The organism is Pseudomonas sp. CFBP 8771 (assembly GCF_014841695.1).
Classification (GTDB): Bacteria; Pseudomonadota; Gammaproteobacteria; order Pseudomonadales; family Pseudomonadaceae; genus Aquipseudomonas; species Aquipseudomonas baltica.
The window spans coordinates 26,558-48,675 of sequence record NZ_JACYUJ010000006.1 but is presented as its reverse complement, the minus strand read 5'-3'; the positions used below and the strand labels follow the sequence as shown (position 1 = coordinate 48,675).

Sequence of the window (22,118 nt, the reverse complement as noted above, 5' to 3'; positions counted from 1 at the left end):
CCTGGCCGTAATCTGTCGACAGCACACCTCATCGTTCGCTTGCCGAATCCACTTGTACCCAGCCGCGTTGGCTGGGCCGCAGGGGATTGGGCAGGCACGCTGCTGCCTGTCGAAAAGTGCGGCCCGGCTCGCCTGAATGCTTGCAGGAGATTGAACGTGAATATTGCACAGATGAAAGCAGTGTTGCCGCGCGAGTTGCTCGCCTCGGTCGTGGTGTTTCTGGTTGCGCTGCCGTTGTGCATGGGTATCGCCATCGCCTCGGGAATGCCGCCTTCCAAAGGCCTGATCACCGGCATCATCGGCGGTATCGTGGTCGGATTCCTGGCCGGGTCGCCGTTGCAGGTCAGTGGTCCCGCCGCCGGCCTGGCGGTGTTGGTCTTCGAGCTGGTTCGCCAGCATGGCATGGCCATGCTCGGGCCGATCCTGCTGCTGGCCGGCCTGCTGCAACTGTTGGCCGGGCGCTTCAAGCTCGGCTGCTGGTTCCGCGTCACCGCACCGGCAGTGGTCTACGGCATGCTCGCCGGCATCGGCGTACTGATCGTGCTGTCCCAGGTGCATGTAATGCTCGACCGGGCGCCGCAACCCTCGGGCTTGAGCAACCTGATCGAATTTCCCGCCGTGGTCGGCCAGGCCATCCCCAGCATCGGTGGCGGGCTGGGCTGGCAGGCTGGCTTGCTGGGCCTGCTGACCATTGCCGTGATGTATGCGTGGGAAAAGCTGCGCCCGCAAAAACTGCGCTTCGTGCCCGGTGCCTTGCTCGGTGTAGGCCTGGCGACGGGCCTCAGCCTGTTCTTCGCGATGCCGGTCAAGCGTGTCGAAGTGCCGGCGAACCTGGCGGAAGCCATCGACTGGCTACGCCCGGCAGACCTGCTCAACCTGGCCGATCCTGCCCTGCTCATCGCCGCGATCGCCGTGGCCTTCATCGCCAGTGCCGAAACCCTGCTCTCGGCAGCAGCGGTCGACCGCATGCACAACGGCCAGCGTTCGGATTTCGACCGCGAGCTGTCGGCACAAGGTGTAGGCAACATGCTCTGCGGCATTCTGGGCGCGCTGCCCATGACCGGCGTGATCGTGCGCAGCTCGGCCAATGTCCAGGCCGGCGCACAGACACGCATGTCGGCGATCCTGCACGGTGTCTGGCTGCTGGGGTTCGTGGTTTTGCTGTCCAGCCTGCTGCAAAGCATCCCGGTCGCTAGCCTGGCGGGCGTGCTGGTCTTCACCGGCGTCAAGCTGGTCGACTTCAAGGCCTTCAAGGGCCTGGGCCGCTACGGCCGGATGCCGATGTTTACCTACGCGGCCACGGCGCTGGCAATCGTCTTCACCGACCTGCTCACCGGTGTGCTGCTGGGTTTCGCCCTGACCTTGCTGAAGCTGGCCTTCAAGGCGGCACGTCTGAAGATCACCCTGATCGACCAGGCACCGGGTGAAGTGGAATTGCGCATGGTGGGCTCGGCGACCTTTCTCAAGGTACCGGCCCTGACCAAGGCCCTGGCGAGCATTCCGGAGGGTACGACCGTGCATGTGCCACTGGCCGGGTTGAACTACATCGACCACTCATGCCTGGAGCTGCTGGAAGACTGGGGTCGGGCCAACCAGAGCAAGGGCTCGCGGATGGTCATCGAAAGCCGCGGGCTGAAGCGGCGTATCGAGGGTCGGCTGCGCACCACGGCAGGCTTCGGCAGCTAGCACGACCGCGCAGACCGGCTGCACGGGGCCTGGCGACGACCGCTCGCCAGGCCCCGTGCAGGCCCTCAGGAACTGGCTGAGTTCAGGTCCAGGCCAATACCCAGGCGCCGCGACATGCACGGCCATTGCTGCCACGCCGCGCCGGTTTCAGGGCTGATCAGCTTGTCGCGATAGGCCAGCACCGACGGCAGCTCGAAGCGCTCGTCACAGAGCATCTGAGCCATCGAGTGATGCACGACTTCATCCAGCTGGTTGGCGAACGTTTCACCGATCAACTGGTGAGCGATCAGGTTGGCCACGGTCATGTCCAGCGGTATCAGTGGCTGGCCCAGGTGGCGGATGTACAGGTCGTTCACTTCCTCGACCAGGCGATGCGCCAGGTAGGCTTCGTCGAGCAGGCCATCCAGCCCCTCCTGGCCGGCCACAATTCCGGGCGGACGCAGAAAATACTCCTCGGCTATCTTCAGTACCGGTTTGATCTGCGACTCGATTCCGGCCTTGCCGGCGACTTCGCTGGCCGCATCGAGCAACTGCGGGACTTCCTCGATGTAGGCGCTGACGAAGCGCCACAAAGCGACACCACCGCCCTCGGCCAGGTCGATGGCCGGGTGCAGCTGCGGCAACTGTTTTTCCAGGCGTTGATGCAGGTGGCCGGTAGCGGCCTCGTGTTCGGTTGCACGTTGAATCTGCTCGCGCAATGCGGCGGTGTTCATGAAGGCTCCAGGCGAGTGTCACGCAAGTGAAGTGGGAACGATAGCTGGCCCATCGGGAAGGCTAAGACGCATTTGTCATAATCAGGACACATTTCATAACGGCGCTTGACCACTACCCTCGCTGCGGCTCGCCTGATAACGTCGCCTCCTCCAACGTCTCTCGATCCCAGGCTCATGACCCGAACGCAGAAAATCGTGTTTACCCTTGCCGGCGCCCTTGCCCTGCTGATCGGGCTGAGCGTTCATCACCTGCTCAGTGGACAGCGTCAACCCGACCGCGCCGGGCTGGTCGATGCGGGCATCATGCTGTTGGCGCAAAGCCGCGCGATGCCTGCCCTGCACATGACCGACGAGAACGGATCGGTGGTCGACCTGACCCGGCTGCAGGGTAAATGGTCGCTGCTGTTCTTCGGCTACACGTTCTGCCCGGATATCTGCCCCACCACGCTGGCCAACCTGCGCAATGTGCAGAACCAGCTACCGGACGCCACGCGCGAGCGCCTGCAAGTGGTGCTGATCAGCGTCGACCCGCACCGCGACACGCCCGAGCGGCTCAAGCAATACCTGGGTTATTTCAAGGCGGGATTCCGGGGGTGGGTGGCGCCGGTCGACACTCTGCAGACACTGGCCAGGGCCATCAGCATTCCATTCATCGCGGCCGACACGCGCAAGCCCAATTACCTGGTGGAGCACAGCGCCAACCTGGCGTTGATCGGGCCGGATGGGCGCCAACGTGGGTTCATCCGCGGGCCGATCGACAATGCCAAGATGATCGCCCAGCTTCCAGGGCTGGTCGCGGGCGATTGAGGGACGCGCGAGTCAAGCCGTCACGGGCTTAGAAGGCCGGCAATACTGCACCCTTGTACTTCTCGGTGATGAACTGCTTGAGCTCGGGGCTGTGCAGCGCGGCTGCCAGCTTCTGCATGGCCGGCGCATCCTTGTTGTCGGGGCGTGCCACCAGGATGTTCACGTACGGCGAATCGCTGCCTTCGATGAACAGCGCGTCCTTGGACGGATCCAGCTTGGCTTCCAGGGCATAGTTGGTGTTGATCAGGGCCAGGTCGACCTGGGTCAGCACGCGCGGGATGGTCGCTGCCTCCAGCTCGCGGATCTTCAAGCCCTTGGGGTTCTCGACGATGTCCTTGGTGGTCGCCAGGATGTTGCTCTGGTCCTTGAGGCGGATCAGCCCGTACTTCTGCAACAGCAGCAGCGCGCGGCCGCCGTTGGTGGCGTCGTTGGGCACCACTACGTTGGCGCCGTTGCCCAGCTCGTCGAGGGTCTTGATCTTGCTGGAATAGGCGCCCAGCGGCTCCAGATGGACGCCGGTCACGGCGACCAGGTCGGTACCCTTGCCCTTGTTGAACTCATCCAGGTAAGGCTGGTGCTGGAAGAAGTTGGCGTCCATGGCTTTCTGCGCCACTTGGACGTTGGGCTGGATGTAGTCGGTGAACACCTTGATGTTGAGGTCCACGCCCTGTTCGGCCAACTGCGGCTTGACGAACTCGAGAATCTCCGCGTGAGGCACTGCAGTGGCTGCCACGCTCAGGGTTTCGTTGGCTTGGACGGACAGTGCAGCGACGGCGGCCATGGCGGCCAGTAGTCTTTTCATCTTCGGTTTCCTTGTCGGCCCCTGCGGGCCTGACTGTGAACTATTTACCAGGCATGAATGAGGTGCGAGGCATGAATCATTTGCGCGAGAAATGCACGACCAGACGGTCGCCGAGCATCTGCAGCAATTGGACCATCAGAATCAGAATGATCACCGTGACGTACATCACGTTGTCCTGAAAGCGCTGGTAGCCGTAGCGAATCGCCAGGTCGCCCAGGCCTCCGGCGCCCACCACACCGGCCATCGCGGTGTACGACACCAAAGTGATGGTCGTCACGGTGATGGCCGCGATGATCCCCGGCATGGCCTCGGGCACCAGCGCCCGGGTGATGATCTGCCGCGTCGTGGCGCCCATGGCCTGGGTCGCCTCGATGATGCCGCGGTCGACCTCGCGCAGGGCGGTTTCAACCAGGCGGGCAAAGAATGGCACGGTGCCGATGACCAGTGGCGGAATTGCACCGGCTACCCCCAGCGAGGTGCCTACCAACACCACCGTGGCCGGGATGAGCAGGATGATCAGAATGATGAACGGCAGCGAGCGGACTACGTTGACGATGAACGATAGCACCGCGTACAAGCGTGGCTTTTCGAACATCTGCCGTGGGCTGGTGAGGAACAGCACGACACCCAGCGGCAGCCCCAGCAGGATGGTGAACAGCAGCGAGGTGCCGAGCATCACCAGCGTATCCAGGGTGGCCTGCCAGATTTCGCTCCAGTCGACACTGGCGAAGAAGTTGATCAGGTCCATCAGCGCAGCACCTCCATGTGAACGTCGGCTGCGGTGAAGCGAGCGAAAGCCGCTTCCATGTCGCCGCCGGTGATAGCCAGGGTCAACTGGCCATAGGGGGTGTCCTTGATGCGGTCGATACGACCGGCCAGGATGCTGTAGTCGACACCGGTCTCGCGTGCCACCGTGCCCAGCAGCGGCGCATAGGTGGCCTCGCCCTGGAACGTCAGGCGCACGATCCGCCCCGCCACATGGGCGAAGTCGCTGCGCTGCTCGTTCTCGTCGACCTGCTCGTCTTCCTGGACGAAGCGACGCGTGGTTGGATGTTGCGGGTGCAGAAACACGTCGGCCACAGAGCCTTGCTCGACGATGCGCCCGGCGTCCATCACCGCAACCTGGTCGCAGACCCGGCGAATCACGTCCATTTCATGGGTGATCAGCACGATGGTCAATTGCAGTTCGCGGTTGATCTCGGCCAGCAACTGCAATACCGAGGCCGTGGTCTGCGGGTCCAGCGCGCTGGTGGCCTCGTCGCAGAGCAGGATCTTCGGGTTGGTCGACAGGGCGCGGGCGATGCCGACGCGCTGCTTCTGTCCGCCCGACAGCTGCGCCGGGTATTTGCGTGCGTGGTCGGACAAGCCCACCCGCTCGAGCAACTGGGCCACGCGCTGGTCGATTTCCTTGCGCGACAGACGGCCGGCCAGGTTCAGCGGCATCGCTACGTTGTCGGCGACGGTCTTGGACGCCAGCAGATTGAAATGCTGGAAGATCATGCCGACCTGTTGCCGGAAACCGCGCAGGGCGTCGGCGTCGAAGGCAGTGACGTCTTCACCGTCGACGATGATGGTGCCGCCGCTGGGGTTCTCCAGACGGTTGATCAGGCGCAGCAGCGTGCTTTTGCCCGCGCCCGAGTGGCCGATGAGGCCGAACACCTGGCCTGCCGGCACCGTGAGTCGGGTGGGGTGCAGCGCGGGAATTTCCCTACCGGCCACGCGGTAGGTCTTGTGGACATCTTGGAACTCGATCACGTAGCGAACCTTGTGGGGCGCATGAATGGGGGCAGCGGGTAGCCGGGCGCGCATTTTAGCCCAGGCATCCCGTGGCATTTAGCATTTATTTTCGCGGCGACCTGCGATTTGGCAATAACGCGACTAAAGGCTCGCCCACCCACCGTTCGCGAAAAAAAAGGAACGTCCACGCAATTCGTCCGGTCACTTGCTGAGTATCCCTGGCCCATGCCTGCCGTGATCAGGTGAGGGTACTTATCAGAGTCCGTCCACGGACTGCCGTGAACCAAGGAGTTAAGGCCCGATGAGCAACAAGACCCCCCCTACCGGCAAGAGCGAAGCCGCTGGCACCGATACCCTGGATCGCCAGAACACCAACGCCAAGCTCGAATCGCTCGAGCAGTTCCGTGCCGATGGCACCGGACAGGCGCTGCGCACCAACCATGGCGTGAAAATCAGCGACAACCAGAACACCCTCAAAGCTGGCCCGCGCGGCCCGTCGCTGCTCGAAGACTTCATCATGCGTGAGAAAATCACGCACTTCGACCACGAACGCATCCCGGAGCGTATCGTCCACGCCCGCGGCACCGCGGCCCACGGTTTCTTCGAAACCTACGAAGACCACTCGGCGCTGACCAAGGCCGGCTTCCTGCGCGACCCGTCGAAAAAGACCCCGGTCTTCGTGCGCTTTTCCACCGTGCAGGGCCCGCGTGGCTCGGGCGACACCGTGCGCGACGTGCGTGGTTTTGCGGTCAAGCTGTACACCGACGAAGGCAACTTCGACCTGGTCGGCAACAACATGCCGATCTTCTTCATCCAGGACGCGATCAAGTTCCCCGACTTCGTCCACGCGGTGAAGCCTGAGCCGCACAACGAGATCCCGACCGGCGGCTCCGCCCACGACACCTTCTGGGACTTCGTCTCGTTGGTGCCTGAGTCGGCGCACATGGTGCTGTGGACCATGTCCGACCGCGCCATCCCGAAAAGCCTGCGCACCATGCAGGGTTTCGGTATCCATACCTTCCGCTTCGTCAATGGCGAGGGCAAAGGCACATTCGTCAAGTTCCACTGGAAGCCCAAGTTCGGTACCTGCTCGCTGGTCTGGGACGAGGCGCAGAAGCTGGCCGGCAAGGACACCGATTTCCACCGCCGTGACCTGTGGGAATCCATCGAGATGGGCGACTACCCGGAATGGGAACTGGGCGTGCAGATCGTGCCGGAAGAAGACGAGCACAAGTTCGAATTCGACCTGCTCGACCCTACCAAGATCATTCCCGAAGAGTTGGTCCCGGTCACTCCACTGGGCCGCATGGTGCTGGATCGCAACCCGGACAACTACTTCGCCGAGACCGAACAGGTCGCGTTCTGCCCGGGCCACATCGTGCCTGGCATCGACTTCAGCAACGACCCACTGCTGCAGGGCCGTCTGTTCTCCTACACCGATACCCAGATCAGCCGCCTCGGTGGGCCGAACTTCCACGAGATCCCGATCAACCGCCCGATCGCGCCGAACCACAACGGTCAGCGTGATGCCCAGCATCGCACCCGTATCGACAAGGGCCGTGCTTCCTACGAACCGAACTCGATCGACGGCGGCTGGCCGAAGGAAACCCCATCGGCACCCATCGACGGCGGCTTCGAGACCTATCCCGAGCGTGTCGATGCGCACAAGGTCCGCGAGCGCAGCGAATCGTTCTCCGACCACTTCTCCCAGGCCACGCTGTTCTTCAACAGCATGAGCCATGCCGAGAAAGAGCACATCATCGCGGCCTACAGCTTCGAGTTGGGCAAGGTCGAGCGCGAGTACATCCGTGCCCGTCAGGTCAACGAGATTCTGGCCAACATCGATCTGGAACTGGCTTCGCGCGTTGCGGCCAACCTGGGTCTGCCGGCGCCTACCAAGGGCACCGTATCGGTCAAGCCTTCCTCGCTGAAGGAATCGCCTGCGCTGAGCCAGATGAACCTGTTGTCCGGCGACATCAAGAGCCGCAAGGTCGCTATTCTGGTTGCCAACGGCGTGGACGGCAATGCAGTCGCTGCGCTGCAGAAGGCGCTCAAGGCCGAAGGCGCGCATGCCAAGGTGCTGGGCCCTACCAGCGCACCGGTCAAGACGGCCGATGGCAAGACCCTGGCCGTCGACGCGTCCCAGGAAGGCCTGCCTTCGGTGGCCTTCGATGCAGTGTGGGTGCCGGGCGGTGCCGATTCGATCAAGGCACTGAGCGCCGATGGCGTGGCACTGCATTACCTGCTCGAGGCCTACAAGCACCTCAAGGCAATCGGTATCAGCAAGGATGGCAAGGCGCTGCTCGAAGCGTTGCGCCTGAAGGAAGATGCCGGCCTGTTGGTGGGTGACGATGACAGCACCATCAAGGCGTTCATCGCCGCCATCGCCAAGCACCGCGTGTGGGATCGCGAGCCGGCCGCCAAAGCCATTCCGGCTTAACGGCGCGGTATAAGCACCACCTGGGTCGGTTGTCCGTGGACCACACGGCGACCGACCTTCAGTTGCATCTCTGGCAACTGTTCGCTGACGCGCTGCTTGAGCAGCGCCTCCAGCCGGCGATATTCGCCCGGTTGGGCCACCTGAATGATCACATCGCATTGGTAATGAACGACGTCGGTTGCGATGTCGCGCATCTGCGCGCGCAGCTGCGGCGCGCTGTGCATCTTCAACGGCACCGCTGAAACGCTGGCGTTCGGATCCAGCACCAGGGCCTTGGGCCTGGCTTCGGCAGCTTTCAGGGCGGCTTCGGCTTTCTCCAGTTCAGACTTGCGCGCCTGGGCGATGGCGCCGTTGACGCCACCGGTGAGCGCCGGTGCCTGGGGCATCAGCACGCGGGCACGGCCCAGCGCAGTGGCGGCAGCGTTGACGTCACCTTTCTGCAGCATCACCTGGCTGCGCTGCAGGTAGGCTTCGGCCAGCTGCCGCTGCGCCTCGGTGAGGCGTGGATCCTGCGGTGCCTGCGCCTGCAGCTTGACCAGCTGATCCTCGGCCGTGGCCAGTTCGCTGCTGGCAATGTTTGTTTCCAGCTGCTGCCAGGCATCCGGACCCGCATCAGCGGCGTGGTCGGCCGGTGAGGTCTGGCAAGCGGTCAACACCAGGGAAAGTGTGGCAAGTAGCAGGTAACGGGAGACGAACGGCTTCATTGCTACGACTCTCTATTTGCCCAAAAAACGGCCAAGTCTACACCGTGGGGGTGTCGGCGAAAATATGGACGCCGAAAATCGCTGAGGCCACCACTCTTTGGCCGAGGAAAGCGGGGTCTGTGCCTGTCCACAGCTGGGCAATCGACGCGAGGTGTACAGATAACAGCGACTCGCGCCAGCCACTCCACTACCGCTTGGGCAACGCAAAACTCAGCAGAAACAACAGCGCCGCACTGACCACGATCGATGGCCCGGCCGGCGTGTCCTTGAACCACGAGAGCGCCAGCCCGGCACACACCGCGATCACCCCCAACACACTGGCACCCAGCGCCATCTGCTCGGGGGAGCGCGCATGCCGCTGTGCGGCTGCCGCCGGGATGATCAGCAATGAGGTGATCAGCAACACCCCGACGATCTTCATCGCCACCGCGATCACCACCGCAATCAGCAGCATCAAGGCCATGCGCAGGCCCGCCACGGGCAGTCCTTCGATCCGTGCCAGCTCTTCGTGAACGGTGATTGCCAGCAACGGCCGCCACAGGGCAATCAACAGCGCGAGCACGGCCACACTGCCACCGATGATCCAATACAAATCGGTCGGACTGATCGCCAGCAGATCACCAAACAGATAACCCATCAGGTCGATGCGCACGTCGTGCATGAAGCTCAGCACCACCAGACCCAGCGACAGTGTGCTGGGCGCGAGTATCCCCAACAGTGTGTCCGAGGCCAGCGGCTGGCGTTGCTGCAGGGTCACCAGCAGTATCGCCAGCAGCAGGCAGCCTACCGTGACCGCCAGTGCCGGGCTGATGTCGAGCACGAAGCCCAGGGCCACGCCCAGCAAGGCCGCGTGGGACAAGGTGTCGCCGAAATAGGCCATGCGCCGCCACACCACGAACGAGCCCAGCGGTCCCGCCACCACTGCCAGGGAAAGCCCCGCCAGCAAGGCATACAGTAAAAAATCAGCCATGCTTGCAGCTGTCTCCGTGTACATGAGTGTCACTGACCACGCTGCCGTGCAGGTCATGGGCATGGTCGTGATGGTGGTGATAGATGGCCAGGCTGGGAGCGTGGCTGCCGAACAGCTCGACGAATGCCGGATCACCGCTGACCTGTGCAGGGTGCCCGGAGCAGCACACATGCCGGTTCAGGCAGACCACCTGGTCGGTGGTGCTCATGACCAGGTGCAGGTCGTGGGAAACCATCAGCACACCGCAGCCGTGGCGTTCGCGCAGGCGCGTGATCAGGGCATACAGTTCGGCCTGGCCGGCCACGTCGACGCCTTGCACCGGCTCGTCGAGCACCAGCAGTTCAGGCTCGCGCAACAGTGCCCGGGCCAGCAGCACCCGCTGCATCTCACCGCCGGACACCGTCTGGATCGGGCTGTCGATGGTCTGCGCGGCGCCTACTTCTTCCAGCGCCGCCAGAGCGCGGGCACGGTCCACACCCGGCACCAGGCGCAAAAAGCGCAGGACCGACAGCGGCAGGGTCGGATCCACGTGCAGCTTCTGCGGCATGTAGCCGATGCGCAGTCGCGGCTTGCGCCACACGCTGCCCGAATCGGGCTTGAGCAACCCGAGCACGGCACGCACCAGGGTGGTCTTGCCGGCGCCATTGGGGCCGATCAACGTCACGATTTCGCCGGGCTGCACGCACAAGTGGATGTCATCGAGCACCCGCTGGCCGGCGAATGCCACCGTGACCTGGTCCAGGCGGATCAAGGCTTCGCTCATCACGCCCCCTGACAGGCCGCGCACAGGCCGACCACTTCCACGGTTTGCCCCTCGACGACGAAGCCGACACCCAGGGCGCTTTCGACGATGGCGTCGCTGATGGTCTTGTGCTCTAGCTCCACGGCCACGTGGCAGGCGCGGCAGATCAGGAACTGGCCCTGATGCGCATGCTCGGGATGGTTGCAGCCAATGAAGGCGTTGAGCGAGGCAATGCGGTGCACCAGGTTGTTGTCGAGCAGAAAATCCAGGGCGCGGTAGACCGTGGGGGGCGCTGCGCGGCGGCCGTCCTGTTCGCTGAGCACGGCGAGGATGTCGTAGGCACCCAGTGGCTTGTGGCTTTGCCAGACCAGTTCCAGCACGCGACGACGCAAGGCGGTCAGGCGCAGGCCTTGTTTCAGGCACAAGGCATCGGCTTCGCTCAGTGCGTGGTGCACGCAATGTGAGTGGTCGTGGGGACGGCTGGCCAGCGGTGTTTTGGACATGAGCGGCGACGAATTCTGATAGAGACGTTATTATGTTACCTGTTCTTGCCCCCGAGAGTGTTCATTGTGGTTCGTATTTTTGCTCTTTCCATCGGTTTGCTCGCCGCGTGCCTGACCGCCCTGCCGGCACAGGCGCAAGTGCGGGTATTGACCAGCATCAAGCCGGTGCAGCTGATTGCGGCCGCCGTGCAGGACGGTGTCGGCCAGCCCGAAGTGCTGCTGCCGCCCGGTGCCTCGCCGCACCATTACGCCCTGCGGCCATCGGACGTGCGGCGGGTGGCCGACGCCGATCTGCTGTACTGGATCGGCCCGGACATGGAAGGTTTTCTGCCGCGCGTGCTGCAGACTCGGCAGAAGCCGACGGTCTCGATCCAGACGCTGCCGGGCATGCACCTGCGGCATTTTGCCGAAGACAGCCACGGCCATGACGAGGAAGCATCGGACCACGATCACGACCATCGCCCGGGCACCCTGGACGCCCACCTGTGGCTCTCGACGGTCAATGCCCGGGTGATCGCCACGCGCATGGCCGCCGACCTGTCCGCTGCCGACCCTGCCAATGCGCCGCGCTACCAGGCCAACCTGACCGCCTTCACGCAACGCCTGCAGGCCTTGGACACACGTCTGGCCGCTCGGGTGGCTGGCATTCAGGGCAAGCCCTACTTCGTCTTCCACGAGGCGTTCGATTATTTCGAGGAGGCCTACGGCCTCAAGCATGCGGGTGTATTCGCCGTGGCCGCCGAAGTACAACCCGGCGCACAGCATGTTGCCGCGATGCGTCAGCGCCTGCAGGAAGTGGGCAAGACGTGCGTGTTCAGCGAGCCGCCGATGCGCCCCAAGCTGGCGCAGACCCTGACTGCCGGGCTGCCGGTGACCCTGGCCGAGCTGGACGCCCTGGGTGGCTTCGAAGACGCTACCGCAACCGGCTACGAAACCCTGCTGGGCAATCTGGCCGACAACCTCGCCGGCTGCCTGGAAAAGCTCTGACGCTCCTCGCACATGCCTGAACCCCTGCCCTGTGAGAGAAGGTTCAGGCTAGACGCAGGTTCCTGTGGGAGCGGGCTCTGCCCGCGAAGGCCGCCCCACGGTCTCAAGCCCTAAAAAGCAAAAGGCAACGGCACCCCAACTTTCTGCCGCAGCGCCAACCGGTCCTGAAACTCCTTGGGATCATGGATCAACACATCCATCCCGGCAAACGACTGCGCCGCGATCAGGCGCGACAGCCAGAACCGCACGCAAGCCACACGCAACATCAGTGGCCACAGCTGTGCCTCTGCCGCAGTGAATGGCCGCAGGGCTGCATAGGCACCCAGCAATGCCCGCGCGCGTGGCGCATCGAGGGTACCGTGCTCATCCGAGCACCAGTCGTTCACGGTAATCGCCAGGTCATACAGCATCGGCCCGGAGCAGGCGTTGTAGAAGTCGATCACACCCGTCAGGTGGGTGCCCTCGAACATCACGTTGTCACGGAACAGGTCGCCGTGCAGGTTGGCCTGTGGCAGTGCCAGAATCTGTGCGTGATGCGCCTGGATCTCGGCCAGGGCCGGACGCAGCAGCGCCGCGGCTGCAGTATCCAGGTCGGCGACCAGCTTCTCGCCCTCTTCCAGCATCCAGTCCAGGCCACGGTCGGTGCGGCGTACCAACGGTGCGTCGAGGGTGGCGGTGTGAATGTGCCCCAGCAACTCGCCCACCTGCACACAGTGCTGGTTGTTCGGCGCCTGCACATGGCGACCGTCCAGGCGCGGCTGCAGCAGGGCCGGCTTGCCTGCAAGCGTGCGCAGCGCCACGCCCTCGGTGGTGCGCAAGGCATAGGGCACCGACAGCCGAGCGTCGTGCAGTACATCGAGCAGTTCGATGAAGAACGGCAAATCCTGGGTCGGCCCGCGCTCGACCAGCGTCAGCACGTATTCACCCTGCTCCAGGCTGATGAAGAAGTTGCTGTTCTCGGTACCGGCGGCAATTCCCTGGAAGTCCCGCAGACGGCCAAGGCCATAGGGGGCCAGAAAGGTTTCGAGCTCGGCGCGGGTCAAGGGTGTAAACACAGACATGTCGTAGATTTGCCCATACTGGCGCCGCAAGGGCGGCGCCCGGTTGAATTGAAGGTTACAGCCTCACCACTCGAAGATTTTCCAGGCCGGGATCAACATGTCCGGCTGGTCGGAGCGAATGAAATTGTCATCGGTGCCATCGGCACGCACCAGGAAATACGGCTTGCCGTGCTTCGGAGTGATCTTGATCGCATACAGGAAGCCGTTCTGGCGATACTCCTGGATGGTCTTGTCGCCGTCCTGGCGAATGGTCACGTCCGGATCGGCCGAAGGCGCGTCGTCCGCAGCCAGGGTCATCAGCGGGCTGGTCAGCAGCAGAGCCGCGAGCAACAGGTGTTTTACGTTACGCATGATAACCTTGTCCCTTTGTTGTCACAGTTCTCGTTGTCACAGCTCCGGGCATTCTAACGCCGGGCTCGCCGAAAAGGTTGATTCTGCTCATGAGCAAAGCTCCTCTCGTCCTGGTGGACGGTTCTTCCTATCTGTACCGGGCGTTCCACGCACTGCCGCCGCTGGCCACCTCCAAGGGCATGCCCACGGGTGCGGTGAAGGGCGTGCTGAACATGCTCAAGAGTCTGCGTCGGCAGTATCCGGACAGCCCGTTCGCGGTGGTCTTCGACGCCAAGGGCGGGACGTTCCGCGATGCCCTCTACGGCGACTACAAGGCCAACCGCCCGAGCATGCCCGACGACCTGCGGGTACAGGTCGAGCCACTGCACGCCTGCGTCCGGGCCCTGGGCTATCCATTGCTGTGCGTGGATAACGTCGAGGCTGACGACGTCATCGGCACCCTGGCCCGCAGCAGCGCGGCAGCCGATCGCCCGGTGGTCATTTCCACGGGTGACAAGGACATGGCGCAACTGGTCGACGGCCACATCACCCTGGTCAACACCATGACCGGCAGCGTGCTGGACATCGCCGGCGTCAAGGAGAAGTTCGGCGTCGGTCCCGAGCACATCATCGACTTCCTGGCCCTGATGGGTGACAAGGTCGACAACATCCCCGGCGTGCCGGGCGTGGGCGAAAAAACCGCTCAGGGCCTGCTGACCGGCATCGGCGGCGGCCTCAAGGAACTCTACGAGAACCTCGACAAGGTCCCGACCCTGGCCATTCGCGGCGCCAAGTCGTTGCCGGCCAAGTTGGAAGAGCACCGGGAGATGGCCTTTCTTTCGTACGAATTGGCGACCATCAAGATCGACGTGCCGCTGGACGTCGAAGTCGATCAGCTGATGTGCACCGAGCCGGACCGCGACGCCCTGCTGGAGATCTACAGCGAGCTTGAATTCCGCAGCTGGATCGAAGACGTCGAGCGCGACGCCCGGCGCGCCGGTGAGGAACTGGCCCCGGTGCAGGAGCCGGTGGCCGCCATCGAGGTCCGCTACGAGACGATCCTCGACCAGGCCCGTTTCGATGTCTGGCTAAAGAAGCTCGAACAGGCCAGCCTGTTCGCCTTCGATACCGAGACCACCGGCCTGGACGCACAGCGCGCGCAATTGGTGGGCATTTCCTTTGCAGTCGAACCGCACGAAGCGGCCTACATTCCGTTGACCCATTCCTACATGGGCGTGCCCGAGCAGCTCGACCGCGACACCGTACTGCTGGCACTCAAGCCGCTGCTCGAAGACCCGCGCAAGCTCAAGGTCGGGCAGCACGCCAAGTACGACATGAACATCCTGGCCAACTGTGCGATTGGCGGCGTGCACGAAAACGGCATCGAGGTTCGCGGCGTGGCCTTCGACACCATGCTCGAATCCTACGTGCTCGACTCCACCGCGACGCGGCACGACATGGACAGCCTGGCCTTCAAGTACCTGAACCACACCACGATCAAGTTCGCCGACATCGCCGGCAAGGGCGCCAAACAGCTGACCTTCGACCAGATCGCGCTGGAACAGGCCGGCCCCTACGCCGCCGAAGACGCCGACATCACCCTGCGCCTGCATCAACTGTTCCAGGCCAAGCTGGATGCAGTGCCCAGCCTGTTGCCCGTGCTGCAGGACATCGAAATGCCGCTGGTGCCGGTGCTGGCACGGATCGAGCGCCAGGGCGCGCTGGTCGATGCCAAGCTGCTGGGTATCCAGAGCGTGGAACTGGGTGAAAAGATGGTTGCCCTGGAGCGCGAAGCGTTCGAGATCGCCGGCGAGGAGTTCAACCTGGGATCACCCAAGCAATTGGGGGTGATTCTCTACGAGAAACTCGGCTTGCCGATCATCTCCAAGACAGCCAAGGGCCAAGCCTCCACGGCAGAAGCGGTGCTCGCCGAACTGGCCGAGCAGGACTATCCGTTGCCCAAGGTGCTCATGCAGTACCGTTCCATGAGCAAGCTCAAGAGCACCTACACCGACCGCCTGCCCGAGCAGATCAACCCGCGCACCGGGCGCATCCACACGTCCTACCATCAAGCGGTCGCCGCCACTGGACGCCTGTCGTCCAGTGACCCGAACCTGCAGAACATCCCCATCCGCACCGCCGAGGGTCGGCGCATCCGTCAGGCTTTCATCGCGGCGCCCGGGTATCGCCTGCTGGCGGCCGACTACTCACAGATCGAGCTGCGCATCATGGCCCACCTGGCCAAGGACGAAGGCTTGCTGCATGCCTTCCAGAACGATCTGGACGTGCACCGGGCCACGGCTGCGGAAGTGTTCGGGGTAGACCTGGCGCAGGTCACCACCGACCAGCGGCGCAGTGCCAAGGCGATCAACTTCGGCTTGATCTACGGCATGAGCGCGTTCGGCCTGGCCAAGCAGATCGGCGTCGACCGCAAGCAGTCGCAGGCCTATATCGACCGCTATTTCGCCCAGTATCCGGGCGTGCTCGAGTACATGGAGCGCACCCGCGCCCAGGCCGCCGAACAGGGCTTCGTCGAAACCCTGTTCGGGCGTCGCCTCTACGTGCCGGACATCAACGCCAAGAACCCGGCCCTGCGCCGGGGCGCCGAACGCACCGCGATCAACGCGCCGATGCAGGGTACGGCTGCCGATATCATCAAGCGCGCCATGGTTGCGGTGGACAACTGGCTGGCCGAAAGCGGGCTGGACGCACGCGTCATCCTGCAAGTGCACGATGAATTGGTGCTGGAAGTGCGCGAGGACCTGGTCGAGCAGATCGGCACTCAGATCCGCCCGTACATGAGCGGCGCCGCGCAACTCGACGTGCCCTTGCTGGTGGAAGTCGGCGTGGGTTCCAACTGGGACGAGGCGCACTGATTCGAAGCCGGGTTGACGGCTTCGCGGCCGCTGACCGCTCCTACGGGCTTTTGCGCACTGCTTCGACGCGGTGTTGCTGCTTCGCGGCCGCTGACCGCTCCTACGGACTTTTGCGCACTGATTCGAAGCCGGGTTGACGGCTTCGCGGCCGCCGGCCGCTCCTACGGACTTTTGCGCACTGGTTCGGCGCGGTGTTGCTGCTTCGCGGCCGCTGACCGCGCCTACGGATGCTCATGCTTTCTGTAGGAGCGGTCAGCGGCCGCGAAGGGGCACCCCCGAATCCAGCCCAGATGAAACACCTGAACCCCACATGAAACCAATGACTTATCGCAAATAGTTTGCATCTGCCAAGGAACTCCCCCGGCCTGTCCCAGTCAGACGTTGGGATTGGCTAGTGAAGCCTTTCGATGCTCCTATGTTGTGTTAAGTGTTGGCAGATATCCGGACCCTCAGCGGTTCGGACCTTGAGCCCCAGACTTCCCCCTCCCCATACGAAGTCCGGGGTTTTTTTTGCCCGGATTTTCTCACTCCGGGCTCAGGCCTCGGCTGTGTTCTTGTCCGGCAGCTCCATCCAGCGTGCCAGCACCGTGTAGGCATCTTCCAGGCCAAGGCGCTTGGGCGCGGAGAACAGCTGGATGCTGACGGCGTCGCCCCACCCCTTGTGGATCTCGGCCTGAACCTTGAGCAGGGTATTCTTGGCTGCGCCGTAGGTCAGCTTGTCGGCCTTGGTCAGCAGAATGTGCATGGGCATGTGGCTGGCCACCGACCAGTCGAGCATCAACAGGTCGAAGTCGGTCATCGGATGGCGGATGTCCATCATCAGAATCAGCCCCTTGAGGCTTTCACGACTGCCCAGATACGCTTCCAGGTGGCGCTGCCAGTGCAGCTTGAGCGGGATCGGAACCTTGGCGTAGCCGTAGCCGGGCAAGTCGACCAGGCGCCGCTCCTCGTCCAGGTTGAAGAAGTTGAGCAGCTGCGTGCGCCCTGGGGTTTTCGAGGTCCGTGCCAGGCTGGCGTGGGTCAGGGTGTTCAAGGCGCTGGACTTGCCGGCATTGGAACGGCCAGCGAACGCGACCTCGAACCCTTCGTCATCGGGGCACTGCTCGACCTTGGCGGCGCTGAGCGAAAAGGTAGCCTGTTGGCACAGGCCCAGGATGGGGTTTTTGAGTTGCATGTGATTTCCGGTAGAGGCAGGGCCCGATGCAGCAGCCGCAAGAACGATGCAGCGAAGTATATAGGGCTGGACAATATGTGGGTGATTTTGCCGGCAATGGCCTGCGTGCGGGCATAATGCGCCCAGGCCGGCCGTACGGTGCGGCAGGTCGAGAACTTCACCTTGGTTGGATCAGTCGATGAGCGCAATGCGTGTGATGGGCCTGCTCTGCGCGCTGCTGGCCAGCAGCGCGGCAAGTGCTGCCGGCACGACGGGCGACAGCGCCCGAGGGCAGCCACTGACGACACTGTGTGCGGCGTGCCACGGCCCGAACGGCAACAGCCTGGTGCCGATCTTTCCGAAGCTGGCCGGCCAGGGCGAGCGCTACCTGAACGAGCAGTTGCTGGACATCCGCGAAAACCGTCGCGTGGTCCCGGAAATGGCCGGTACGCTGGCTGAGCTGAGCGACCAGGATCTGCTCGACATCGCCGCCTGGTACGCCGAGCAGACGCCCGCCCCCACGGAAGCCGCAGCCGTCTTGGCGCAGCGTGGGCAGGACCTCTACCGCAGTGGCGACCCGGCGCTGGGTGTACCTGCCTGCAGCGGCTGCCACGCTCCCGAGGGTGCCGGTACCGCACTGGCCGGCTTTCCACAGCTGCGGGGTCAGCATGCACCGTACCTGATCAAGCGGCTGACCGCTTTTCGCCAAGAGGGCGATGTTGCCGCGATCATGCACGACATTGCGGGCAGGCTCAGCGATGACGATATTGCAGCCCTGGCCACTTATATTCAGGCCCTGCGCTGAACACGATCGGGCATGGGCCAGGTGCAGGCCAGGCGCCAGACCTTCGCGGCCGTCTTACGCCTGGTTACATCTATTGGGCCATGAAAATAGCGCAAAGGCCCTCCTCGTCCACCCTTTTTTGACATCACTGCCGTTACACTAGCCACCTCGATCAGGCAGGTCCGGTGCTGGCACCGATCCGTCCCTTGTATGAAACTGCTCAGGAGTCACGCATGCGTAATCTGATTTTCGGCGCCTTCCTCGTTGTCGCCAGTGCCATGGGCGTGACTGCCCAGGCGGCGGATGTGCCGCTGGAAGCCGGCAAGACCTACGTTCAGCTCAATGCCCCCGTGCCTGTGGCCGAGCCTGGCAAGATCGAAGTCGTCGAGATGTTCTGGTACGGCTGCCCGCACTGCTACGCGTTCGAGCCGACTATCAATCCCTGGGTCGAGAAGCTCCCGGCCGACGTCAATTTCGTCCGTATTCCAGCCATGTTCGGCGGCCCGTGGGACGCCCACGGCCAGTTGTTCCTGACCCTGGAAGCCATGGGTGTGGAGCACAAGGTCCACAACGCCGTGTTCAATGCCATCCAGAAAGAACACAAGCGCCTGACCGATCCTCAGGAAATGGCCGATTTCGTCGCCACCCAGGGTGTAGACAAGGACAAGTTTCTGCAGACGTTCAATTCCTTCGCCATCAAGGGCCAGATCGCCAAGGCCAAGGAGCTCGCCAAGAAATATGAGATCTCCGGCGTGCCGACCATGATCGTCAACGGCAAGTACCGTTTCGACCTGGGCACCTCCGGCGGTCCCGAGCAGACCCTGAACGTGGCCGACCAGCTGATTGCCAAGGAACGTGCCGCCAAGTAAGCGGCATCACCCGCGATACGACGTTTTCGCAGCGCACCCATCGCGGGTGGGTGTGAGCTGCAGGTCAACGAGCAATCCTTGTCATGAGTGACGACAGCCAGCGCTGGAAAGAGAAATACCTGCAAAGCATCGACCAGCAGGAAAAGCTCGAGCGGCGCTGGAACGCCCGTCTCGACCTGCTGCGTCGAGGCTTGGTGCGCAGCAGCCTTGCGGCCGAAGGCAGCGACCGGGCGGTGGATGTCTGCATGAAGGAGATGCGCGAGGTGCTGCGTGGCGACGACATGGACGCTCGGCTGGCGGCGCTGATTCCGCGTCTGGAAATTGCCGTGCTGGAGTCCGAGAAGCGCCGACAGTCCCGGGTGCAGCAGATAGGCACCGCGCTGGGGGCTCTGGTTACGCAACTGCAGTCGCTGCCGCTGCCGCGCGATGTCAGCAAACCTTTGAAAAAGCTCGCCCAGGGCCTTGAAGAGCGGGCTGGACAGGCGCGCGAGATGCCCTTGCTGCTCAGTGAGCTCAGTGGTTTGCAGGAGCAGGCGCTCAATACCCTCGACCGTCCCTTGCGCGCGCAGCGGGCGGGCCTGCTGCAGCGCTTGTTCGGCAGCCCCGATCCGGCCGACGCCAGCCCTGTGCAGTCCATGCCCGTGCCCGCAGCGCAGGGTGCACCGGCAGTGGCCGGCTCGACGCCTGATCCCGTCACTGCGGAATCCGACACTGCAGTATCCGACGCTCACGCGGCCCCCGTGGCCATTGCAGACGAGCCGGCGCCGCAGCCTGCCCCGCTCGCTGTTGCGTTGGCAGTGGCCGACCTGCGCCTGCCAGCGAGCAACACTGCCAGTGAAGCGCCCGCGCTTGGCGCTGCAGACCCCGTGGCATCGCCCTTGGTCGAGCAGCCCACCGAGAAGCCCGCTGAACAGCTGCAGGTGCTCGACAGCGGCCTGACCGATGAACAGGCTTTCTATGCCTTGCCGGCCAGCCTTGAACCGCCGTACAGCAGCGTTGCCAGCCATATCGAAACCACCTTGCTCGAGCTGCTCAGCGAGTTGACCTTGCCCGAGCGCTACATGGCCCAGGCCCAGGCCATGCACGCGCGCATCCAGCGCGGGCTGAACTGGTACGAGCTGCTGCCGGTGCTCGATGAGCTCGCCGTATTGATGCTGGCCGTCAACGACGGCAGTCAGCAGGAGTTCGAACGCTACCTGCAACAGCTCAACCAGCGCCTGGAGAATTTCCAGCGTCAGTTGCAGCTGACCCATGGCGACCATGCCGACTCGCGCAACGCCGCCCTGGCATTGGACGACGTGCTGCGTGAACACGTCGACGGGTTGCAGACGAGCATGCGTGGCGCTGTCGATATCGACGGCCTCAAGCAGGTGCTGGAAAGCCGGCTCGAGGGCTTGCTGGCCAGCATGGAGCAGCACCGCCTGCAGCGCGAGGCACGCGAACAGGAAATCACCGCGCGCCTGCAAGGCCTCGGCGAGCGTGTGACGAGCATGGAGCGCGAAGCCCTCGACTACCGCGACAAGCTCGAGCAGCAGCGCAACAAGGCCTTGCTCGATCCGCTCACCGGCCTGCCTAACCGAGCTGCCTGGAGCGAGCGACTGGTCCTGGAGCATGTCCGCTCGCAGCAGACCGGCAATGGCCTGCTGCTGGCCATACTTGACCTCGATCACTTCAAGTCGATCAACGACACCTTTGGTCATCAGGCCGGCGACAAGGTCTTGAAGATCATCGCCAACGTGCTGCGCAAAGGCTTGCGCGGTGACGATTTCATCGCCCGCTTCGGTGGCGAAGAGTTCGCCCTGCTGATGCCGGGCAGCGATCTGGGCGGCGGCAGCCGTCTGCTCGAACGCCTGCGTGCTGCCGTCGAACAATGCCCTTTTCATTTCAAGGGCGAGCGCGTGAGCGTGACGATGTCGGCTGGCGTAGCGGTGTTCAAACCCGGTGAGAATGCCAGTCAGGTGCTCAAGCGCGCGGATCAGGCGCTCTACCGCGCCAAGGAAGCGGGACGCAACCAGATCGAACCGGCTCCCTGAGGCTCCCGCGCCATCCCGCCACGGACGCGCGCGCAACATTCGGCAACGCGACGTAACGCATGCCCGCTGAATCCAGACAACCGGCTACGCTATGCTGATGCCCTGTTCCCGAACCTGCATGTGATCTCCCTATGAAGTTGCTCCTTGTCGCCCTCTCCCTGCTGGTACTGGCCGGTTGCTCCAACGGCTTGAGCATCGATCGCAGTCACCCGTCCGCGAACCATGACAACCGCGTGCAGTTCGTGGTGCTGCACTACACCTCGGCCGATCTGCCGCGTTCGCTGCAATTGCTCACTCATGGTGAAGTCAGCAGCCACTACCTGATCGGCGACCAGCCGGCCACCGTCTACCAGTTGGTGGACGAGAGCCGCCGTGCCTGGCATGCCGGCGAAAGCCAATGGGACGGCCGCACCTGGCTCAACTCCAGCTCCATCGGCATCGAAATCGTCAACCCCGGCTACAAGGACACCCCGACCGGCCGGGTCTGGTACCCCTACAGCGAAGCGCAGATCCAGGCCGTGATCGCCCTGCTCAAGGATATCGTCCAGCGCAACGGCATCGCCCCGCGCAACATCATCGGCCACAGCGACATCGCGCCGCTGCGCAAGACCGATCCGGGGCCGATGTTTCCCTGGCAACGCCTGGCCGAACACGGCCTGGGCATGTGGCCCGATGCGAAGGCCGTGGCACGCTACCAGGCGCGCTTCCAGGCCAGCCCGCCGAGTATCGCCTGGTATCAGCAGCAGTTGGCCCGAGTGGGTTACGAGGTGGTCCAGAGCGGCGAGCTGGACGTCGCCACGCGACACGTGATTGCAGCCTTCCAGATGCACTTTCGTCCGCAACGCTTCGACGGCGAGCCTGATGCACAAAGCGCCGCGATCCTGCAGGCGCTCATCAGCAGGTAACAACCGATTTCACGTC

20 protein-coding genes are annotated in these 22,118 nt (G+C 63.6%); 9 read left to right on the top strand and 11 right to left on the bottom strand.

The window, feature by feature from the left end:
- The first annotated feature begins 156 nt into the window (after nt 1–156).
- Nucleotides 157–1,686: a SulP family inorganic anion transporter gene (locus IFT80_RS14700; RefSeq protein ID WP_122480085.1), complete on the top strand. Its 1,530-nt coding sequence runs from the start codon at nt 157–159 to the stop codon at nt 1,684–1,686.
- Nucleotides 1,687–1,751: 65 nt separating this feature from the next.
- On the opposite strand, the gene IFT80_RS14695 is transcribed toward IFT80_RS14700, so the two are convergent.
- On the bottom strand, nt 1,752–2,399 hold the full coding sequence (locus tag IFT80_RS14695) for a hypothetical protein (RefSeq protein ID WP_192055216.1): 648 nt from the start codon (nt 2,397–2,399) through the stop codon (nt 1,752–1,754).
- 174 nt (nt 2,400–2,573) lie between these two features.
- Here IFT80_RS14695 and IFT80_RS14690 point away from each other — a divergent pair, with 174 nt between their 5' ends.
- Nucleotides 2,574–3,206 (top strand): SCO family protein, encoded by a 633-nt coding sequence (locus IFT80_RS14690; RefSeq protein ID WP_192137788.1) that lies wholly within the window; start codon nt 2,574–2,576, stop codon nt 3,204–3,206.
- Between the two features lie 28 nt (nt 3,207–3,234).
- On the opposite strand, the gene IFT80_RS14685 is transcribed toward IFT80_RS14690, so the two are convergent.
- From IFT80_RS14685 to IFT80_RS14675, 3 genes are all read right to left on the bottom strand, one after another.
- Nucleotides 3,235–4,008, bottom strand: a complete 774-nt coding sequence (locus IFT80_RS14685) for a MetQ/NlpA family ABC transporter substrate-binding protein (protein WP_122480088.1) — start codon at nt 4,006–4,008, stop codon at nt 3,235–3,237.
- Between the two features lie 76 nt (nt 4,009–4,084).
- Nucleotides 4,085–4,756, bottom strand: a complete 672-nt coding sequence (locus IFT80_RS14680; protein WP_122480089.1) for a methionine ABC transporter permease — start codon at nt 4,754–4,756, stop codon at nt 4,085–4,087.
- A complete protein-coding gene (locus IFT80_RS14675) occupies nt 4,756–5,763 on the bottom strand; it encodes an ATP-binding cassette domain-containing protein (protein ID WP_122480090.1) in 1,008 nt (335 codons plus the stop codon). The genes IFT80_RS14680 and IFT80_RS14675 overlap by 1 nt, the downstream gene beginning before the upstream one ends.
- A gap of 283 nt (nt 5,764–6,046) precedes the next feature.
- Between IFT80_RS14675 and katE the strand changes: the two genes are divergently transcribed.
- Nucleotides 6,047–8,185 carry a catalase HPII gene (katE, locus tag IFT80_RS14670; RefSeq protein WP_185794590.1) on the top strand — a complete coding sequence of 713 codons (2,139 nt, stop codon included), beginning with the start codon at nt 6,047–6,049 and terminating at the stop codon, nt 8,183–8,185.
- Here the strand turns inward: katE and IFT80_RS14665 are convergent.
- From IFT80_RS14665 to IFT80_RS14650, 4 genes are all read right to left on the bottom strand, one after another.
- On the bottom strand, nt 8,182–8,889 hold the full coding sequence (locus IFT80_RS14665) for a PA5502 family lipoprotein (RefSeq protein WP_192059225.1): 708 nt from the start codon (nt 8,887–8,889) through the stop codon (nt 8,182–8,184). The genes katE and IFT80_RS14665 overlap by 4 nt on opposite strands.
- Nucleotides 8,890–9,076: 187 nt before the next feature.
- Nucleotides 9,077–9,859 carry a zinc ABC transporter permease subunit ZnuB gene (znuB, locus tag IFT80_RS14660; protein WP_122480093.1) on the bottom strand — a complete coding sequence of 261 codons (783 nt, stop codon included), beginning with the start codon at nt 9,857–9,859 and terminating at the stop codon, nt 9,077–9,079.
- Complete coding sequence (znuC, locus tag IFT80_RS14655; RefSeq protein WP_122480094.1) at nt 9,852–10,622, bottom strand: zinc ABC transporter ATP-binding protein ZnuC; 771 nt, start codon at nt 10,620–10,622, stop codon at nt 9,852–9,854. Before znuC ends, znuB begins: the two co-directional genes overlap by 8 nt.
- Nucleotides 10,622–11,104 (bottom strand): Fur family transcriptional regulator, encoded by a 483-nt coding sequence (locus IFT80_RS14650; RefSeq protein WP_122480095.1) that lies wholly within the window; start codon nt 11,102–11,104, stop codon nt 10,622–10,624. The genes znuC and IFT80_RS14650 overlap by 1 nt, the downstream gene beginning before the upstream one ends.
- A 57-nt stretch (nt 11,105–11,161) precedes the next feature.
- Here IFT80_RS14650 and IFT80_RS14645 point away from each other — a divergent pair, with 57 nt between their 5' ends.
- A complete protein-coding gene (locus IFT80_RS14645; protein ID WP_446730961.1) occupies nt 11,162–12,091 on the top strand; it encodes a zinc ABC transporter substrate-binding protein in 930 nt (309 codons plus the stop codon).
- A 110-nt stretch (nt 12,092–12,201) separates the two neighbouring features.
- On the opposite strand, the gene IFT80_RS14640 is transcribed toward IFT80_RS14645, so the two are convergent.
- Nucleotides 12,202–13,152 (bottom strand): homoserine kinase, encoded by a 951-nt coding sequence (locus IFT80_RS14640; RefSeq protein ID WP_185794585.1) that lies wholly within the window; start codon nt 13,150–13,152, stop codon nt 12,202–12,204.
- Between the two features lie 63 nt (nt 13,153–13,215).
- Nucleotides 13,216–13,503, bottom strand: coding sequence for a DUF2782 domain-containing protein (locus IFT80_RS14635; RefSeq protein ID WP_122480096.1), 288 nt, complete (start codon nt 13,501–13,503; stop codon nt 13,216–13,218).
- Between the two features lie 89 nt (nt 13,504–13,592).
- Between IFT80_RS14635 and polA the strand changes: the two genes are divergently transcribed.
- Entirely contained in the window at nt 13,593–16,358 is a 2,766-nt protein-coding gene (polA, locus tag IFT80_RS14630; protein ID WP_192137787.1) for a DNA polymerase I, read from the top strand.
- A 535-nt stretch (nt 16,359–16,893) separates the two neighbouring features.
- Here the strand turns inward: polA and yihA are convergent.
- Nucleotides 16,894–17,532 carry a ribosome biogenesis GTP-binding protein YihA/YsxC gene (yihA, locus tag IFT80_RS14625; RefSeq protein WP_122480098.1) on the bottom strand — a complete coding sequence of 213 codons (639 nt, stop codon included), beginning with the start codon at nt 17,530–17,532 and terminating at the stop codon, nt 16,894–16,896.
- Nucleotides 17,533–17,710: 178 nt separating this feature from the next.
- Between yihA and IFT80_RS14620 the strand changes: the two genes are divergently transcribed.
- The 4 genes from IFT80_RS14620 to IFT80_RS14605 all read left to right on the top strand — a co-directional run bounded on the left by IFT80_RS14620 (nt 17,711) and on the right by IFT80_RS14605 (nt 22,102).
- The gene (locus IFT80_RS14620) at nt 17,711–18,316 is read left to right on the top strand and encodes a c-type cytochrome (protein ID WP_192137786.1); all 606 of its coding nucleotides are present in this window, start codon (nt 17,711–17,713) and stop codon (nt 18,314–18,316) included.
- 212 nt (nt 18,317–18,528) lie between these two features.
- On the top strand, nt 18,529–19,164 hold the full coding sequence (locus tag IFT80_RS14615) for a thiol:disulfide interchange protein DsbA/DsbL (RefSeq protein ID WP_122714865.1): 636 nt from the start codon (nt 18,529–18,531) through the stop codon (nt 19,162–19,164).
- An 83-nt stretch (nt 19,165–19,247) separates the two neighbouring features.
- Nucleotides 19,248–21,197 carry a GGDEF domain-containing protein gene (locus IFT80_RS14610; RefSeq protein WP_192137785.1) on the top strand — a complete coding sequence of 650 codons (1,950 nt, stop codon included), beginning with the start codon at nt 19,248–19,250 and terminating at the stop codon, nt 21,195–21,197.
- A gap of 131 nt (nt 21,198–21,328) precedes the next feature.
- The gene (locus IFT80_RS14605) at nt 21,329–22,102 is read left to right on the top strand and encodes an N-acetylmuramoyl-L-alanine amidase (RefSeq protein WP_192137784.1); all 774 of its coding nucleotides are present in this window, start codon (nt 21,329–21,331) and stop codon (nt 22,100–22,102) included.
- Nucleotides 22,103–22,118: the final 16 nt, after the last annotated feature.

What these genes read in the sequence shown, in the direction of transcription:
- IFT80_RS14695 (WP_192055216.1), bottom strand. Translation starts at nt 2,399, where the DNA reads ATGAACACCGCCGCATTGCGCGAGCAGATTCAACGTGCAACCGAACAC.
- IFT80_RS14690 (WP_192137788.1), top strand. Translation starts at nt 2,574, where the DNA reads ATGACCCGAACGCAGAAAATCGTGTTTACCCTTGCCGGCGCCCTTGCC.
- IFT80_RS14685 (WP_122480088.1), bottom strand. Translation starts at nt 4,008, where the DNA reads ATGAAAAGACTACTGGCCGCCATGGCCGCCGTCGCTGCACTGTCCGTC.
- IFT80_RS14680 (WP_122480089.1), bottom strand. Translation starts at nt 4,756, where the DNA reads ATGGACCTGATCAACTTCTTCGCCAGTGTCGACTGGAGCGAAATCTGG.
- katE (WP_185794590.1), top strand. Translation starts at nt 6,047, where the DNA reads ATGAGCAACAAGACCCCCCCTACCGGCAAGAGCGAAGCCGCTGGCACC.
- IFT80_RS14665 (WP_192059225.1), bottom strand. Translation starts at nt 8,889, where the DNA reads ATGAAGCCGTTCGTCTCCCGTTACCTGCTACTTGCCACACTTTCCCTG.
- znuB (WP_122480093.1), bottom strand. Translation starts at nt 9,859, where the DNA reads ATGGCTGATTTTTTACTGTATGCCTTGCTGGCGGGGCTTTCCCTGGCA.
- znuC (WP_122480094.1), bottom strand. Translation starts at nt 10,622, where the DNA reads ATGAGCGAAGCCTTGATCCGCCTGGACCAGGTCACGGTGGCATTCGCC.
- IFT80_RS14650 (WP_122480095.1), bottom strand. Translation starts at nt 11,104, where the DNA reads ATGTCCAAAACACCGCTGGCCAGCCGTCCCCACGACCACTCACATTGC.
- IFT80_RS14640 (WP_185794585.1), bottom strand. Translation starts at nt 13,152, where the DNA reads ATGTCTGTGTTTACACCCTTGACCCGCGCCGAGCTCGAAACCTTTCTG.
- IFT80_RS14635 (WP_122480096.1), bottom strand. Translation starts at nt 13,503, where the DNA reads ATGCGTAACGTAAAACACCTGTTGCTCGCGGCTCTGCTGCTGACCAGC.
- polA (WP_192137787.1), top strand. Translation starts at nt 13,593, where the DNA reads ATGAGCAAAGCTCCTCTCGTCCTGGTGGACGGTTCTTCCTATCTGTAC.
- yihA (WP_122480098.1), bottom strand. Translation starts at nt 17,532, where the DNA reads ATGCAACTCAAAAACCCCATCCTGGGCCTGTGCCAACAGGCTACCTTT.
- IFT80_RS14620 (WP_192137786.1), top strand. Translation starts at nt 17,711, where the DNA reads ATGAGCGCAATGCGTGTGATGGGCCTGCTCTGCGCGCTGCTGGCCAGC.
- IFT80_RS14615 (WP_122714865.1), top strand. Translation starts at nt 18,529, where the DNA reads ATGCGTAATCTGATTTTCGGCGCCTTCCTCGTTGTCGCCAGTGCCATG.
- IFT80_RS14610 (WP_192137785.1), top strand. Translation starts at nt 19,248, where the DNA reads ATGAGTGACGACAGCCAGCGCTGGAAAGAGAAATACCTGCAAAGCATC.
- IFT80_RS14605 (WP_192137784.1), top strand. Translation starts at nt 21,329, where the DNA reads ATGAAGTTGCTCCTTGTCGCCCTCTCCCTGCTGGTACTGGCCGGTTGC.